A 16,206-nucleotide genomic window follows, 5' to 3' on the forward strand; every position below is an offset into this window, starting at 1 on the left:
ACCCTGCTTGCGCCATTCAATTAACAATCACAGCAGGCCTGCAATCAAGCTCTAAAATCACACATATTATTTATATAACAATATATAAATCAGACACCAACATAATAGAATCCAAACAATACCTTTAACGTCTACATAATAAAACCCTAACCGCATACACCGCCAGGGTTATATAAACTCAGCACGTCCAGCTTATGCATCAAAGACCCGCGACCCACTCCTTCAATCGCTTGACACCCTGAGGGTCGCCCGATTCGATTAATGCAAGAACCTTCTGCTGTATCGCTGCCAAGGGATCCATTACCTGGGGCAAGTTTAGATGTTCCGGCGATATGTAATTCCCCGTACTCACCAACAACGCAAAATGAATCACGTTTTCCAACTCTCGGGTATTGCCCGGCCAACTGTGCCGTTCAAGTGCCTGTTGCGCCGCTTCGCTGATCAGCGGCACGCAGAGGCCGAGGCGATGGCTATAAATGCCCAGGAAGTACTCGGCCAGAGACAGGATATCGCCCACCCTTTCGCGCAAGGCCGGTAGCTCGAGCCGGCCCTCGCTCAAGTAGTGATAAAGCCGCTCATGGAATTTCCCGGCGGCCACCGCTTGCGCCAGATCGATACTGGTGGCCGCCACCAGGCGCACGTCCACCGGGTTGGGCTGATGAGCACCCACGCGGGTGACCTCATGGTTTTCCAGGGCTGCCAGCAATTTGACCTGGATGGGCAACGGCAGGTCTCCGATCTCATCCAGGTAAAGCGTGCCGCCATTGGCTGAACCGAACCATCCGGCCCGGCTGCTGGCCGAACTGCTGTGATTGCCGGCGGCGTAGCCGAACAACTCGGCGTCGGCATAAGTCGGGCTGATGGCGCCGCAATTGACCGAGACGAACAGTCCTGGGCGATTGCTCTCGCGATGGATGTGCCGGGCCAGCAACTCCTTGCCGGTACCGGTTTCGCCCCGAATCAACACCGCGACCGAGCGCGGTGCCAGTTCTTCCAGTTCCTGACGCAATTGCCGCGAACGCGGGTCGACGAACACCAGCGCCTTGGCGCGGATACTCAGGGGGCTTTTTTCCGCATCGGGAAAGGTCAGCAAGGGCTGGCCGACGGTTTCATGCAGGCTCATGGCAGGCTCCCGCCCCAAACCGCCGGGAGACGGGGGGCGCTAAAAAATTCAGGCGCGACGCAGGGCGTGGTGCTCCATGCGGCTTTGCAAGCGATAGAGATAAGCGAAGCCCTGCTCCCAGCGCTGGTGGCCGGACTTCACGTTGATGTGCCCCGCTCCGGCCAGGATACCGGCCTCCGCTCCCCAATTGCGCGCCAGCTCCACAGCACGCGCGGCACTCACCGCTGCGTCATTGTCGGAGCTGACCACTTGGCTGGGAAACGGCAGCAGATCGGTAGGAATCGGCGCAAAATTGCGCAGCGCCGGGGCACAGGATGGCCGCTCCACATCCGCCGGCGCCACCAGCAATGCCCCACGAACCTGCCGCAGAAACTGCACCGGCGCGGTCGCTGCCCAATGGGCCACCGTGATGCAACCCAGGCTGTGGGCTATGAGAATCACCGGCGTGCTGTCGGCGGCGATGGCCTCGGCCAGCGCGGCGACCCAGTCTTCACGCCGAGGCGTCAGCCAGTCGGCCTGCTCGACCCGGGCACTATTGGGCAGGCTGCGCTGCCAATGGGTCTGCCAATGGTTTTCCGGCGATCCTTGCCAGCCCGGCACAATCAGGTAGCGAATCGATTCGTTGCGCATGGGTTGCTCTCCTGCGTGTCTGTTCCCGGACGAGTATAAGGAGGAGAGTTATATTATTTAAGGAATAAGAAGCTATTTATTAATTCGATACGGGAATAACGAACTTCAAGGATGGGAACTCACTCGGTGCGTCCCTTACGCAACAGCACGTCAAGCTGATCCACCACCAGCGCCCAGTCGGCGTCTTCAAGAATCTCGTCGCGCAGCAATTGCCGCTGGCCCTCGCTCCAGAAGAAGGCATCAGACAGGTGCAATTCGGGTTTGAGCGGCGAATGGCTGGCGATGAATTGATCGATGCTGACGGCGTCGTCGGGCAGACCGAGTTGTTTGAATAACGCGGGCAGCGTATGGATCGGGGATTCCATGCGGGACTCCTGGTCATGGACGGATGGCTGGGCTCTATTCCTGCAGTCTAGTCCCTGGGAGCCGAGCACACCGTGGCGAGGGAGCTTGCTCCCGCTGGACTGCGCAGCAGTCCCCAATCCTGGCGCCTCGGTGTGTCAGGCAGATCGCATTCAAATTGCTTGGGGTTGCTGCGCAACCCAGCGGGAGCAAGCTCCCTCGCCACAGGTTCTGTGATCGACAGATCATCGCGCGGCCTAATCCACCAACCTCAACACCCCATCGCAATACACCACCTCACGCCCGACCCACCCCACATCCACCTGAGGCAGCACCGCCGACGGTTTACGCAACTCACGCAGCAGCGTCGAGCCGTGGGACAGGCGGCCGCCCATGCGCGCGATCACGGCGCGGGCACTTTGGTAGTGGGCGTGGCGGCCAGGGTCCAGAGTGTCTTCCAGCAGGATGTGCTCGCCCAGGATGCCCTGGGCCTGGCCCGGGTAGATCAGGAAGCCACTCGCCTGCTCGGTGCCTTCGCGACCGTCCTGCCAGAAACTGCCGTCGCGGCTGCGGATGTCCGGGTGCGGGGCGAACCAGCGCTCACGGTCAACGCTCGGCATGGCGTGATGCAGGCGGAAGAAAATCCGCATCAGGTTGTCGCGATACCACTCGCGCACCTGCAAGTAATAACCGCGCAACCCCGGCAAACCGGCCCCGTGAGCCAGGCGAATCGCTAACGGCCATTGTGGGAATGCCTGCAAGGGCAGTTCGGTCGGCGCCGAGCGTGGCGTGGCCGGATCGGTTTCCCACGGCAGCCGATGAGGGCTGTGTTCAAGATTGTCATAAGCGGTCGGTGGCCGTCCCAGCCAGTCGCCGCCGCTGCTGGCCAAAGCGCTGGCGATGCACAGGTTGCCTTGCACCACAAACACGTAGAAGCGAGTAAACCAGTCGGCCAGTTGCTGGCCGTCGGCGCCTTGTCCGGTCAGTTCGTGCAGCTCTCGGTCAAAACGTCGCAAACCGTTTTCCAGTGTCAGCAAATGCCCACGAGCGATGCGTTGCATGCGCAGGAACAACGACAGCGACCGCAGCAGGCGCAGTGGTTGCCAAGGCAGGTGCGGGGTCGCGCCGCCAACCTCGCCAGCGTAGCTGCTGGCGCTGATGCCCCAATCGGCCAGCCGGGCAAGAAACAGGTCGTTGTTGATATACGAAGCGCCACCGAACACCGCGGTGAAAGGCTCGTTGTCCTGCAACACCCGTGAATCCCAACGCGCCATGATCGCCGGAATGCTCGACGCCGCGCGGCGCTGGGCGTACTCCACCAGAACGCTGGGTTGCGGCGGCAGGATCTCGGCGATGTTGGCGGCGGTCAGGTGCCGGCGCCAGCCGTAGTCGCTGATGGGTCGGTATTGCAGCAGCCACAATTGGGTGCCGTCCCAAGCCCATTCGACGTCGCCAGGCACGTAGTGAAAGACCCGCAGTACGCCTTGGAGAAACCGCCACAGCGCGTCGGCGGTCAGGCCGTGGACTGGCTTGAACGTGCCGCTGTTCCATGACGCGCCAAGACGGGAGATAACCGCGCGCTCGGGGCTCACCTGGCCGTCGGCCAACGACTCCAGATGCCCTTCGACCCATTCGAGCTCGACTGACAGATGGCGCACGAACGCAATACCGGACAGCCGTGGCGTGATGAAACGCTGCACCACCACTTCTTCGACACCCGCCGCACTCAACTCGGCAACCCGCGCCGGCACGTTGTGCGTCGGTTCGCGCAGGAACGTGGTGCTCAAGCCGGCGTTCGCCGCATCGGCCTGGTCCTCGCCGTAACTGGAGGAACGCACCGCCCAGATAGCGTCCGGCTGGCCCTTCAGGAAGCCCGGCAAGCGCGGATCATCAAAGTCATTGAGCGACAGCGCCGCAGGCACCGGCTGCCCAGCCAGTGCTGCCAGACGCAAGCGGCCGCCCTTGGTGTGCGCGACGAAGCCACGCTCGCCGGACTCCAGCCACGCCGCGAATTCAGCCGGTGAATCGATCCACGGGTAGTGGCCCCAGCCGGTTTTCAGGCTGATGGTCAAATCGGCACGGGCCAGAATGGCGGACCAGGCTGCCGCTTGCGCGACGCCCAGTACCTTGTCCAGATCGCCCCAGACCAGTTCGACCGGATCGGTGATCCACTCCAGCAACGGCAACGCGGTGTCGGCGCGCACCAGATCCCAGTGCGGCACAAAGGCTCGGCAGCGAGCATAGCCGGCGCCCATGCGCTGGTATTGCGCGGGCGTCCAGGCCTGGCTGGAAAACTTGTGGGCAAACAGCGCCGGCTTGTTCGCCAGCAACCAGTGAATGGTCTTGCGAATCGGCAGCGGCGACATCAACGCCGGCAACCGCCGCTGCCATAAAAACGCACCCACCGGCGCCAGCAACACACTGCGGCAAAAATGCCCGGGCTCGCGTTGCAAAGCGTGCAGCACCAGCAAGGCGTTGACCCCGACCGCCATGATCGCGCTGCCCCGGACCGTCGTCGCCAGCAACGCCTGGGCGTAGGCCGCGAGGTCTTCACAAGGGGCTTGGGGGTTGTCGCCGAAGCCGGGCAGTTCCAGCGGCACCACGTCGTGGTGTTGAAAGTGCAGCAATGCGTCGTCCCACCAATCGGCGGCACTGCCGTTGCCGGCCAGCAGGTACATCCGGGGCTTGCTCATGGACGATCCTCAGGCCAGGTCGCGCAGGGCGGCATCGAGCGTTGGGTAACGGAACGTATAGCCTGCCTCGACCAGACGATTGGGCACCACGCGCTGGCCGTCGAAAAACAATTGGGCCATCTCGCCTGCCAAGGCGCGCACCGGCGCGGCAGGAATGTGGAACCACACCGGACGCTTGAGAATCTTGCCGACGCTTTCAGCGAACAGCGCTTGGGTGACCGTTTCCGGCGCCACCAGGTTGTAGGTTCCGCTCAGGCTTTCGTCGTCGAAGGCTCGGGCGATCACTTGGATCACGTCGTCGCGATGCACCCAACTCATGATCTGCCGACCATCGCCCATCCGCCCGCCGAACCCCAGGCGAAACGGAATCAGCAAAGGCAGCAACGCACCGCCCGGGCCGAACACCACGCCCAGGCGCATCACCACCTGCCGCACACCCAGTTCCGTGGCCGGCCGGGCCGACGCCTCCCAGCGCACACAGAGTTCAGCCATGAAGCCATCGCCTTGGGCGGCACTTTCATCGAGGCTTTCACTGGCATCACGCACACCGTAGAAACCGACGGCCGAGGCCTGGACCCACAACGCCGGTTTGTGCCGGGCGTTTTTCAACCAGGCTATCAAGGCTTCGGTGGTGTTGACCCGGCTGGCGATGAGTTGCGCTTGGCGCTTGGCACTCCAGCGCGGCCCGGCCACCGGCGCGCCCGCCAGGTTGATCACCACATCGAAGGTTTCGTCATGACCCAGTTTGCCCAGCGAACGCAGGCAGCGGGCGCGGCCATCAAACAGATAGGCCGCTTTCAACGGATCACGGGCCAACACGCTGACCGTGTGCCCGGCGTCGAGCAATTGATTGACCAGGGTCTCGCCGATAAACCCGGTGCCCCCCGTGACTAGCACTCGCTTGTAGGTGCCACCGGCAAACGGGTTGGCGGGCGTGCCCGCGCGTTGCATGCGCAGGGCCGCCAAGCCGTCGCGAATCCCCGAAGCCGTGACGCCGATGGCGAACAGGGTCAGCAGCCAGCCGCGCCAGCCGAGGTCGATCCCGCTCAGGCCGGTCGGCAGGCTCGCCCACTGCGCCAGTTGCACGCCGTACAGCGCGAAGAAGGCCCCACCGTTGACCGCCAGCACGGTGTGCATGATGCGCTCGATGGCCGGCAACTTGCGGCTACGGTCCTCGACCACGAAATCCCACAGCGTCAGGCAAATCTCCAGGGCGAACAGCAGCGCAATGACAATCGCCCAGGTGCCTTCGAAGGCCAGATGCGCCATGCCCAGGAACAGGATCCCGTAGAAACACGAGCGCAAGGCGTGGATCGAGAGCTCCAGCCGCGCACTGTGGCGATAGGGCAAGGCGACGGTAAGTTCGTGATGATAGAGGGTGTCCAGCGCACCGAGGATGGCCTGGGCAATCAGCAGGGCGATCGCCCAATCCAGCAGTGAAAAATCAGCCATGGTTGGAATCACTCGGCGCGTTGTCAGTCAGGGAAGTGCGGCGGTCGTGGCGATAGAGCCAGAACAGCGGCGGCAGTAAAACGAGCAGTGCGAAGCTGTCGAACCACAGGTGCGACCAGACTCGGGCTTGGGCGGAGATCAGCATGTCCTGGGGCGCCCACAGCAAGATGCCAACAATCAGCCAGCCCCAGGGCAATGCACTTTTGAATCGATTGCCGATGTGCACGAGGGCAAGCATGTACAGCGCATAGCTCTGCAACGTGGCACCGAACAAGGCCAGCCACCAGACTTGTTGCGCACGGGCCGTGCCGGGTACCGCGTCGCCCCCCCAGAAAGCCAGTTCGATGGTATTCAGGTAGCCGTCGAGCAAGCCAGAGTGACCGGCCCACGTCAGCGTGAGGCCGGCGAGCAGATGCGCCACGGCCGCCGCGTACAACCAAACGACCAAGGCTTTGCGAAGGGTGCTGGGAGAGGTTGGCATTCCATGTCCTGAAGGCTTGCTTGAGGGCGGCCAGTCTAAAGGAAATGGAAGGGGATTTACTGAGCTAACGGGCCGGGCAGCGATAAATAAAATCCACCGTCTGGAGTGCTTGAAACCCAAGCCGAACACAGTTGTGGCGAGGGAGCTTGCTCCCGCTCGGCTGCGCAGCAGTCGCAAAACCAGGCAACGCGGTAGACCTTGGGAAATGCCGGGGGCCTGCTTTGCAGGCCAGCGGGAGCGAGCTCCCTCGCCACGGGGTAGTGTTCAAGCGCGGCTACCGCTGCATCCCCCAACGCTTCACCGTCACCCGCTCCAAACTGTCGAACACCAGATTTTCCACCAGCAGACCGATCAGGATCACCACCGCCAACCCGGCAAAGACCTTGTCGGTGTACAGCTCGTTGCGGTTCTGGAAGATGTACCAGCCCAGGCCGCCCTTGCCGCTGGTGGCGCCGAACACCAGTTCGGCGGCGATCAGGGTGCGCCAGGCGAAGGCCCAGCCGATCTTCAGCCCGGCGAGGATCGACGGCAGCGCCGCCGGGATCAGGATGAACAAGACAAAGCGCAGGCCCTTGAGCCCGTAGTTGCGCCCCGCCATGCGCAGCGTTTCCGACACACCGAGAAACCCCGCATACATGTTCAACGCCAGCGCCCACAGCACCGAATGCACCAACACGAATATCAGGCTGTTCTGTCCCAGGCCAAACCACAGCAGCGCCAACGGCAATAGCGCGATGGCAGGCAAAGGGTTGAACATCGACGTCAGGGTGCTGAGCAGGTCGCGGCCCAACTGGGTCGACACCGCCAAGGTGGTCAAGCCAAACGCCAGGACGATGCCCAGCAAATAGCCCTTGAGCAGCACCACCAGGGAAATCCACACCTTGCCCAGCAGCTCACCGCTGAGCATACCGTCGTACAACGCGCTGGCGGTCTGCAAGAAGCTCGGCAGCAGCAGGTCGTTGTTCTGGTAACGCGCCACGCCCTCCCACACCAGCGCCAGCAGCAACAGGATCATACTTTTGCGCAGCCAACCCTGTTGCCAGAGGCGCTGGCCCAAGGGCAGTTCCCGCTCCAGCGGCACGTGGGTCAGCGGTTGCAGGTCGACTTCGTACTCTTCGCGCGCAGGCGATAACTGGCTCATGGAACGCTCCCCCTCAATACGCGATGCGGATGTCAGTGAAATCCAGCTCACGCTCGGTTTCAGGCGGCTGACCTTCGTTAAACAGCAGCGAATGAATCCGCCGCGCCGTGTGCTGGAACCCCACGCCGCCGAGGCTGTGCAAATCGTATTGATGGCTGTGGATTTCCGCCCTCACCCGCCCCGGATGTGGTGACAGCAGCAAAATACGATTACCCACCACCAGCGCTTCTTCGATGGAATGGGTGACGAACAGCAGGGTGAAACGCACCTCCTCCCAGAGCAGCAGCAATTCTTCCTGCATCTTGCGTCGCGTCAGGGCATCGAGGGCCGCGAAGGGCTCATCCATCAGCAGGATCTTCGGTTGCATCGCCAGTGCTCGAGCAATGGCAACGCGGGCCTTCATGCCACCGGACAACGTGTGGGGGTAGGCATCGGCAAACGCTGCCAGGCCCACTTTGTCGAGGTAATGCAGCGCCCGCTCCTCGGCCTCGCGACGCTTGAGCGTGCCCGACGCCAGCAGCGCGAACATCACGTTCTGCTTGACGGTTTTCCACGGCGGCAACTGATCGAACTCCTGGAACACCACGATCCGGTCCGGCCCCGGTACGCGGACGGTTTGACCTTGCAGGCGAATCTCGCCTTCGCACGGCGCGATGAAACCGCCAATGGCCTTGAGCAGCGTGGACTTGCCGCACCCGGAAGGGCCGAGCAAGACAAAACGGTCCGCCGGGTCGACTTCAAAACTCACCTGATGGGTAGCTCGTACCACACGCTGTGGGGTGCGGTATTCCAGGCTGACGTTATCCACCGACAACACTGCTGTGTCGGTGCGGGTAGGGTTGCTGGCCGCGTGGCCTTGCAATGGCGCGTTCATGACAATCAGCTCCCCTGCAACGGTTTGGCGTCTTGGAAGAAATAGTCTTGCCACGACGCGGGCTTGTTCTTGATGGCGCCGACGCGGTAGAGGAATTCCGCCAGCGGGTAGGTGTTTTTCGGGGTGACGGTGAATTCGATCTGCGGGTTGTCGATGATCTTTAGCAAAGTCGCCCGGTCGATCTTGGCCTTGGTCACCCGCAGGTAGGTGTCCGCCGCGGCGCCTTTGTCCTTCTGGGCAAACTCGGCCGCTTCAGTCAGCGCCTCGACGAAGGCCTTGTAGGTCTTCGGATTTTCATCGCGAAATTTCTCGGTGGCGAACAGCACTGTGGGCGAATTCGGCCCGAGCACGTCATAGGAATTGAGCACCACGTGCACGTTGGGGTTTTGCAGGGCCTGGTCCTGGAACGGCGGGTTGGAAAAGTGCCCGGTCAACTCGGTGCCGCCGGCAATCAACGCCGCCGTGGCGTCTGGGTGCGGAACCGCCAAGGTGTACTTGTCGAGACGATTGAAGTCCTTGTCGCCCCACTGTTTCGCGGCGGCGTATTGCAGCAAACGCGACTGCACCGAAACACCCACCGCCGGCACCGCGATACGGTCTTTCTCGGTGAAGTCGGCGATGGTCTTGACGTTAGGGTTGTTGCTCAGCAGGTAGTAGGGAAAGTTGCCCAACGAGGCCACGGCCTTGACGTTCTGCTTGCCACGGGTGCGGTCCCACACCGTCAACAACGGCCCGACGCCCGCCCCGGCAATGTCGATGGAGCCCGACAGCAACGCATCGTTGACCGCCGCGCCGCCGGACAGCTGAGTCCAATCGACCTTGATGTCGATGCCTTCCTCTTTGCCGTGTTTCTCGATCAGTTGCTGGTCGCGGACCACGTTCAGCAACAGGTAAACGATGCCGAACTGCTCGGCGATGCGAATCTCGCCCTCGGCCTGGGCGCTGGCCGGCGCGACCAGGCTGCCGGCCAGCAAGCTGAAGCCCAGGCCGATGGCGGCGGCCAGCGGTGCAAAAGCGATGCGTTTGGACATGATGAGTCTCCGGGCTCTTTGCGCGCTGCGCAGCCGATCAGTAAGGGGCGTCGCCCTGGATGGTGGTGCGATACAGCTTGCGGCGCAGATGGCTCGGGCAACCGGCGGCCAAATGGATCAGCGAGCGGTTGTCCCAGAACACCAAGTCATGGGGCTGCCATTGATGGCGATAGATGTTTTGAGGCAACACGCTGTGGGTATACAGCTCGGCCAGGATGGCTTGGCTTTCATCCTCCGGCAGCCCAACGATGCGGGTGGTGAAGCCCTCGCTGACGAACAACGCCTTGCGCCCGGTTTCCGGGTGCGTGCGGACGATCGGATGCACGACTTCGGCGACCTGGGCCAGTTGTTCAGGCGTCAACGTCGGGCGCCAGTTGCCTTCGAATTTGGTTTCGCTGTAGCGCGCCGTGTAGGAATGCGCCGCCGAACGGCCCTCGACCGCTTTACGCAGCGTTTCGGGCAAACCGTCCCAGGCCTTGTGCATGTCGGCGAACAGCGTGTCGCCGCCTTCGCTCGGCAGCTCCTGGGCGTGGAGCATCGAGCCGAGGCTGGGCAGTTCTTTATAGGAAAGGTCCGAATGCCAGAATTTTCCGGCGTCCCCAAGGCCGATGGATTGGCCGTTCTCGACGATGTTAGAGACGATGAGAATCTCGGGATGCCCGGCCAGCAGGAACTGCTTGAGCACATGGATTTGCAACACGCCAAACCGGCGGCTGAAAGCGATCTGCTGTTCGGGGGCGATGCGCTGATCGCGGAACACCACGACGTGATAGTCCAGGTGCGCGCGGTGGATACGGCCGAAATCCTGGTCGCTGATCGGCTGGGACAGGTCCAGACCGACGATCTCGGCACCGACCGCATCGCTGAATGGACGGACTTCGAACGACTGCGGCGCGATGTTCGCGGCATTTGAATCTGGAGAAAAAGAGACGGCTGGCATACATCACTCCCACGCACGGCGCGCTCAAATGGCGCGCGGTCGATCAAAACTCACGGCGTTGCCGTGTTGGTTTGTGTCGTGCGGCGCGCCGATTGGTCGGCAGGTACGCAGGAGAATGACTTTAAAGGTATAAGAAAGTTAATTTAAATAATAAAAATGCATAACTATATGACAGAACCAATGCCTGGGGAACGGCACCCGTGGCGAGGGAGCTTGCTCCCGCTGGGGCGCGCAGCGGCCCTAAAAAGCGATGAGCGCTGCGCACTCAAGCGGGAGCAAGCTCCCTCGCCACAAAAGCTACCAAGCTACCAAGCTACCAAGCTACCAAGCTACAGAATAATCAACTGCTCGGCATTAGCGCTCGTGCAACGCCTCGGACCGGGCCTTGATGATTGGCTTGAGTAGATAGCTCAGCACGGTCTTCTTGCCGGTGATGATGTCCACCGACGCCACCATTCCCGGGATGATCAACAAGGGCTTTTCAGGCGTGCCCAGATGGCTGCGTTCGGTGCGCAGCTTGATGATGTAGTACGTGGTTTTCTTGTCTTCATCGGTGATGGTGTCGGCGCCGATCTGTTCCAGCTTGGCTTTCATTCCACCGTAGATGGTGTAGTCGTAGGCGGTGAATTTCACCGTGGCGTCCTGGCCGGGGTGCAGGAAGGCGATGTCCTGGGGACGGATTTTCGCTTCCACCAGAATCGTGTCATCCAGCGGCACGATTTCCACCAGGTCGCTGCCCGGCTGGATGACGCCGCCAATGGTGTTCACCAGCAACTTGTTGACAATGCCGCGCACCGGCGATGTCACCAACGTACGGCTCACACGGTCTTCCAAGGCTTTGCCGGTGGCTTGGGCCTTGTTCAGGTCGGTGCGTGCTTCGTTGAGTTGGGTCAGGGCTTCGCTGCGGAACTTGCCGCGGGTCTCGTCGATCTTGCGCTGCACTTCCTTGATCGCCGACTCGGCACGGGGAATCGCCAGCGTCGTCGCGTCCAGTTGCCCACGGGTCTCGACTTCGGCGCGCTTGAGCCGCAGCACTTCCACCGGCGATACCGCGCCTTGGGCCACCAGCGGCTCGGACATGTTAATTTCCTGGCGTTGCAGCGCCAGGCCGGAACGATACTGCGCCTGCTTGGACGCGAACTCGCGCAGTTCCTGCTGGCGCTGGATCAATTGCTCCTGCAAGCCGCCAATTTCATCGTGCAACTGCTGGCGACGGCTGATGTACAACGACTCTTCACTCGCCGCCTGGCCCGGAACGGCCTTGAGCACATCGGCCGGGAATTTTAGCGGCCGGTCATCGACTTCGGCGCTCAGGCGCTCGACCCGCAACAGCATGGACAGGCGATCCGCCTCGGTTTCGCCGACGTTGGAGACAAACCGCGTATCGTCCAAGCGAATCAACGGCGCGCCGGCTTCGACGATCTGCCCTTCCTTGACGAACAGCTCAGCAACGATGCCGCCTTCAAGGTTTTGGATTTTCTGGATCTTCGACGATGGAATCGCCTTGCCGTCGCCCTTGGTCACTTCATCGACCACGGCGAAGTTGGCCCACAGCACCAGGAACACAAAGAAGCCGATGATGCCCCAGATCGTCAGGCGCACCACGCGCGGGGCGTCCTCGATCAGTGCTTTGTTGACCTCGGGCAGCGGTTGGCCATGCAACGAGTCGGAACCTTTGAAATACCGGCCGACAGCACCCCGGAAACCTGATTTAAGCAACACTGATCTGCCCCTTCTTCAACGCTTCCATCACGGTGGCTTTCGGGCCATCAGCGAGAATCTGCCCGCGGTCGATCACCAGCAGGCGGTCCACCAGCGACAGCAACGACGCCCGGTGCGTCACCAGCAGCACGGTCTTGTTTTCCACCACGGCGGCCAGCCGCTGTTTCAAGCGCTCTTCACCGGTGTTGTCCATGGCGCTGGTGGGCTCGTCCAGGAGCAGGATCGGCGGATTGAGCAGCAGCGCCCGAGCCAGGGCGACGTTCTGGCGCTGACCGCCGGACAGGTTTTGCCCGCGTTCGCCGACTTGCAGCTCATAGCCCTGCGGATGCAGGCGGGCGAACTCATGCACACCCGCGAGTTCGGCGGCCTGGAGCACCAGCTCGTCTTCGACGTAACGAGCGCCGGAGGTCAGGTTGTCCCGCAGGGTGCCGGCCAGCAGTTGGATGTCCTGCGGCACGTAGCCGATGTTGTAGCGCAGTTCGCTGACGTCGATCTGGCGGATGTCCACGCCATCCACCAGCAACGCGCCGTCGTCCGGCTGATACAGGCCCACCAGCAATTTCGCCAGAGAGCTCTTGCCCGAGCCGCTGCGGCCGATGATGCCAATCTTCTCGCCCGGCTTGATCACCAGGTTGATGTTCTTCAACGCGGCGTTCTGCTGGTTCGGGTAAGTGAAGTTCAACTGGCGGCATTCGATGGCGCCCTGCAGGACCTTGCGACTCAGCGGGCGCTCTTCGAAATTGCGTTCCTGGGGCAGCTCCATCATCTGGTCGACCGAGGTCATCGTCACCCGTGCCTGCTGATAACGAGTCAGCAGGCCCGACAGCGAGGCCAATGGGCTCAGGGCGCGACCACTGAGCATGTAGCAGGCGATCAGCCCGCCCATGCTCAGGTTACCGGCGATGATCTGGTAGACGCCAAAGACGATCATGATCACGCCGGCCAGTTGCTGGATCAGCAAGGTGATGTTCATCGCCAGGCCGGACAGCATTTTCACCCGCAGTTCGAGGCGGCTGAGGGTGCCGATGGTCTGTTCCCATTGGTATTGGCGTTCGCTCTCGGCGTTGTTGACCTTCACCGCATCCAGGCCGGCCAGGGTTTCGATCAGGCTGGATTGGCGCTCGGCACCCAGGGCCATGGTGCGTTCCATGGTTGCAACCAGGGGCTTCTGCAATGCGTAGCCGATCAACAGGGCGAGCGGAAAGGCCACCACCGGAATCCACACCAGGTGTCCGCCGAGGATTGCGATGACCATCAGGATCAACAGCGTGAACGGCAAGTCGATCAGGCTGGTCAGGGTCAGCGACGCGAGAAAGTCCCGCAGGCTCTGGAACTCATGGATGTTCTGGGCAAAGCTGCCGACCCGCGCCGGGCGATATTTCATCGCCATGCCGACGATGCGCTCGAACAGCGTCGCGGAAATGATCAAGTCGGTTTTCTTGCCCGCCAGGTCCAGGCAAAGGCTGCGCAGCATCTTCAGGATCAGGTCGAACACGTAGGCGCCGGTGATGCCGATCGCCAGCACCCACAGGGTCGATTCCGCCTGGTTGGGCACCACGCGGTCATACACGTTCATCACGAACAATGGCGCGGCCATGGCAATGATGTTGATCAGCAGGCTGGCTGCGATGGCGTCGGCGTAAAGCCAGCGGGAACGCTTGAGGGTGTCACGAAACCACGAACGTGCCCGGGGAATGAGCGTGCCGTGGTTAACGTCAAATTTATGCTGCGGTTGGGCGAAGAAAACCTTGCCGCTGTAGTCGTCGGCCAGCAGTTCGCGACTGATGGTGACTTCGCCGCCATCACTTTCGCTGAGCAGCAGCCGCGCCTGATCGTCGCCCACCCAGCCCAACAGCACCGCGCTGCGGCCATCTTTAAGCAGCAACAACGCCGGCATGGCGATGGTCGGGATCTGTTCCAGCTTGCGTTGCAGCACCCGACCTTGCAAACCGGCACGGGCCGCAGCACGTGACAATAAGTCGACGCTCAGCCGTTGCTTGGGCAACGGCAGGCCGGTGGTGAGCATCGCCGCGCTAGCAGGCTTTTGATGCAACATGCAGAGCGCCAGCAAACCATCCAACAGCGGGTCATCGTGCAGCGTGCGCGGGTCATGAACTAGTTCGACTGGACTGACTTCTGATTCCACGCTCGGCACTCTTTCGCTGAAAAACGGATGGATGACTCAATTCATCCCAGGCAATTGAACCTTGGGCTTCACGTCGTTCTGCACAACCGATGCCAACGGTGCGACCACACCCTGGCTTTTCAGCAACTGGCCCATGGTTGCCTTGATCCGGTACTGGGTAAACAACTGCACATTCTTGATTTCTGCCAGGCGGCGGGATGCGCTGAACAGCTCGTTTTCGCTGTCGAGCAGGTCGAGCAAGGTCCGCTCGCCGAGGCTGAACTGCTTCTGGTAGGCGGTGCGCACGTTGGCGCTGCGGTCGACGTATTGCTGGGCGATCGGCACTTGGGCGTTGGCGTTGTTCAGCGCGTTCCAAGCCAGGCCCAGCTCTTCATTCAACTGGCGCAGCGCGTTGTTGCGGATATCCAGCGCCTGGTTGGACAGGTAGGACTTGGACTCCAGGTCGGCCTTGTTGCTGCCACCGGCGTACAGGTTGAAGCGCATGCGCAACATGGCCTGCCATTCATTGTTGTGGCCGTTCTGACCGTCCAGGTCGTTGTCGGCGGTGCGGCCCAGTTCAGCGTCGAAGCGTGGATAGAAGCTCGACTTGGCGGCCTCGTACTGCTGCTCCGCAGCGGCGATGTCGGCTTCGGCCGAACGCAATACCGGACTGTTTTCCAGCATCTGGGCGCGGGCTTCCGTCAAGTTGGCCGGTAGCAACGCCAGAGAGTCGGCGGGACGCTCCAATTGGTCGGGCAATTGGCCGACGGCGCTGAGGTAGTTGGTCTCGGCGTCGGCCAGGTTCGTCTGTTCGGTGATCAGGTTGTTGCGAGCCTGGGCCATGCGCGCTTCAGCCTGGTCCAAGTCGGCGCCGCTACCAACGCCACGGGAGGTGCGCAGTTTGATCTGATCGAAAATGCGCTCGTGGCTCTTGAGGTTTTCCTCCGCCAATCGTACGAACTCGCGGCGGGTCAGCACATCCAGGTAGACCTGGGCGACCGTCAGCCCGGTGCGCTCGGAGGCATCCAGCAGGGAATAGGCGCGGGCACTGACGTTGGCTTGTTGACGCCCTACTTCGCTGGACGTCGCAAAACCGTCAAAAACCATCTGCGACAACCGCAGGCTCGACTCGCTGCGGTTCAAGGTTTCCCAGTGATTGTTGCTGCCCGAACGGGTGGTGACACTGTCGGTGCCTTCCCGGCCGTACCCGGCTGCAAGGTCCACTCTAGGCAAGTAGCCGCCCTTGGCCGCCTTGAGCTGATAGTCAGCGGCCAGGCGACTGTTTACGCCTGCCTGGATTTCCGGATGGACATCCAGCGCCTGTTGCATGGCCTGCGGCAAGGTTTGTGCTTGTACGAAAGTGGCGGCGAGGGCGAAGGGTAAAGCCTTGAACAGAAGCGAACGCATGGTTGGTTTTATTCCCGAAAACTCTTGTCTTGAATCACAGCGAAACGTGGCGCTGCATCGGATGATGGCAACCGGAATGACCGTATGTCGGAAAGTTCAAAACAGGGGCTGGAACACGCACCGAAAGAACAAGTCGCCGCTTAAATATCAATGTGACATTACAGGGGCGATTGTTTAGGATGGCCAGCATAAGGTCAATAGTTTGGCAGTAACAAAATCGGCCGAAATGACGGTCAAGAAATTGT

At 61.6% G+C, this 16,206-nt stretch carries 12 protein-coding genes and 1 pseudogene; all 13 read right to left on the reverse strand.

Annotation, left to right across the window (positions count from 1 at the left end; all coding sequences use genetic code 11):
- Positions 1-199: 199 nt before the first annotated feature.
- The 13 genes and pseudogenes from J3P95_RS24345 to J3P95_RS24405 all read right to left on the reverse strand — a co-directional run bounded on the left by J3P95_RS24345 (position 200) and on the right by J3P95_RS24405 (position 15,961).
- Positions 200-1,123, reverse strand: coding sequence for a sigma 54-interacting transcriptional regulator (locus J3P95_RS24345; protein WP_434579431.1), 924 nt, complete (start codon positions 1,121-1,123; stop codon positions 200-202).
- Between the two features lie 48 nt (positions 1,124-1,171).
- On the reverse strand, positions 1,172-1,753 hold the full coding sequence (locus J3P95_RS24350; RefSeq protein ID WP_434579429.1) for an alpha/beta hydrolase: 582 nt from the start codon (positions 1,751-1,753) through the stop codon (positions 1,172-1,174).
- A 119-nt stretch (positions 1,754-1,872) separates the two neighbouring features.
- Positions 1,873-2,118 carry a DUF2789 domain-containing protein gene (locus J3P95_RS24355; protein ID WP_434559392.1) on the reverse strand — a complete coding sequence of 82 codons (246 nt, stop codon included), beginning with the start codon at positions 2,116-2,118 and terminating at the stop codon, positions 1,873-1,875.
- 234 nt (positions 2,119-2,352) lie between these two features.
- Complete coding sequence (locus J3P95_RS24360; protein WP_434579427.1) at positions 2,353-4,788, reverse strand: alpha/beta hydrolase; 2,436 nt, start codon at positions 4,786-4,788, stop codon at positions 2,353-2,355.
- Positions 4,789-4,797: 9 nt separating this feature from the next.
- On the reverse strand, positions 4,798-6,240 hold the full coding sequence (locus J3P95_RS24365) for a TIGR01777 family oxidoreductase (RefSeq protein WP_434559396.1): 1,443 nt from the start codon (positions 6,238-6,240) through the stop codon (positions 4,798-4,800).
- On the reverse strand, positions 6,233-6,721 hold the full coding sequence (locus J3P95_RS24370) for a cell division protein (RefSeq protein WP_434559398.1): 489 nt from the start codon (positions 6,719-6,721) through the stop codon (positions 6,233-6,235). Before J3P95_RS24370 ends, J3P95_RS24365 begins: the two co-directional genes overlap by 8 nt.
- Positions 6,722-6,995: 274 nt before the next feature.
- The gene (locus tag J3P95_RS24375) at positions 6,996-7,862 is read right to left on the reverse strand and encodes an ABC transporter permease (RefSeq protein WP_434559400.1); all 867 of its coding nucleotides are present in this window, start codon (positions 7,860-7,862) and stop codon (positions 6,996-6,998) included.
- Between the two features lie 13 nt (positions 7,863-7,875).
- A pseudogene (locus J3P95_RS24380) lies at positions 7,876-8,708 on the reverse strand (ABC transporter ATP-binding protein); the annotation flags it as partial.
- Between the two features lie 33 nt (positions 8,709-8,741).
- The gene (locus J3P95_RS24385) at positions 8,742-9,767 is read right to left on the reverse strand and encodes an ABC transporter substrate-binding protein (RefSeq protein ID WP_434579424.1); all 1,026 of its coding nucleotides are present in this window, start codon (positions 9,765-9,767) and stop codon (positions 8,742-8,744) included.
- A 37-nt stretch (positions 9,768-9,804) separates the two neighbouring features.
- Complete coding sequence (locus J3P95_RS24390; protein ID WP_434559404.1) at positions 9,805-10,707, reverse strand: TauD/TfdA dioxygenase family protein; 903 nt, start codon at positions 10,705-10,707, stop codon at positions 9,805-9,807.
- A 354-nt stretch (positions 10,708-11,061) separates the two neighbouring features.
- Complete coding sequence (locus tag J3P95_RS24395; protein WP_434559406.1) at positions 11,062-12,429, reverse strand: HlyD family type I secretion periplasmic adaptor subunit; 1,368 nt, start codon at positions 12,427-12,429, stop codon at positions 11,062-11,064.
- The gene (locus J3P95_RS24400) at positions 12,419-14,575 is read right to left on the reverse strand and encodes a type I secretion system permease/ATPase (protein ID WP_434579421.1); all 2,157 of its coding nucleotides are present in this window, start codon (positions 14,573-14,575) and stop codon (positions 12,419-12,421) included. The genes J3P95_RS24395 and J3P95_RS24400 overlap by 11 nt, the downstream gene beginning before the upstream one ends.
- Positions 14,576-14,611: 36 nt before the next feature.
- A complete protein-coding gene (locus J3P95_RS24405) occupies positions 14,612-15,961 on the reverse strand; it encodes a TolC family outer membrane protein (protein WP_434626209.1) in 1,350 nt (449 codons plus the stop codon).
- Positions 15,962-16,206 lie beyond the last annotated feature (245 nt).

Source organism: Pseudomonas sp. Z5-35 (assembly GCF_051131945.1).
In the GTDB taxonomy this organism is placed as follows: domain Bacteria; phylum Pseudomonadota; class Gammaproteobacteria; order Pseudomonadales; family Pseudomonadaceae; genus Aquipseudomonas; species Aquipseudomonas marvdashtae.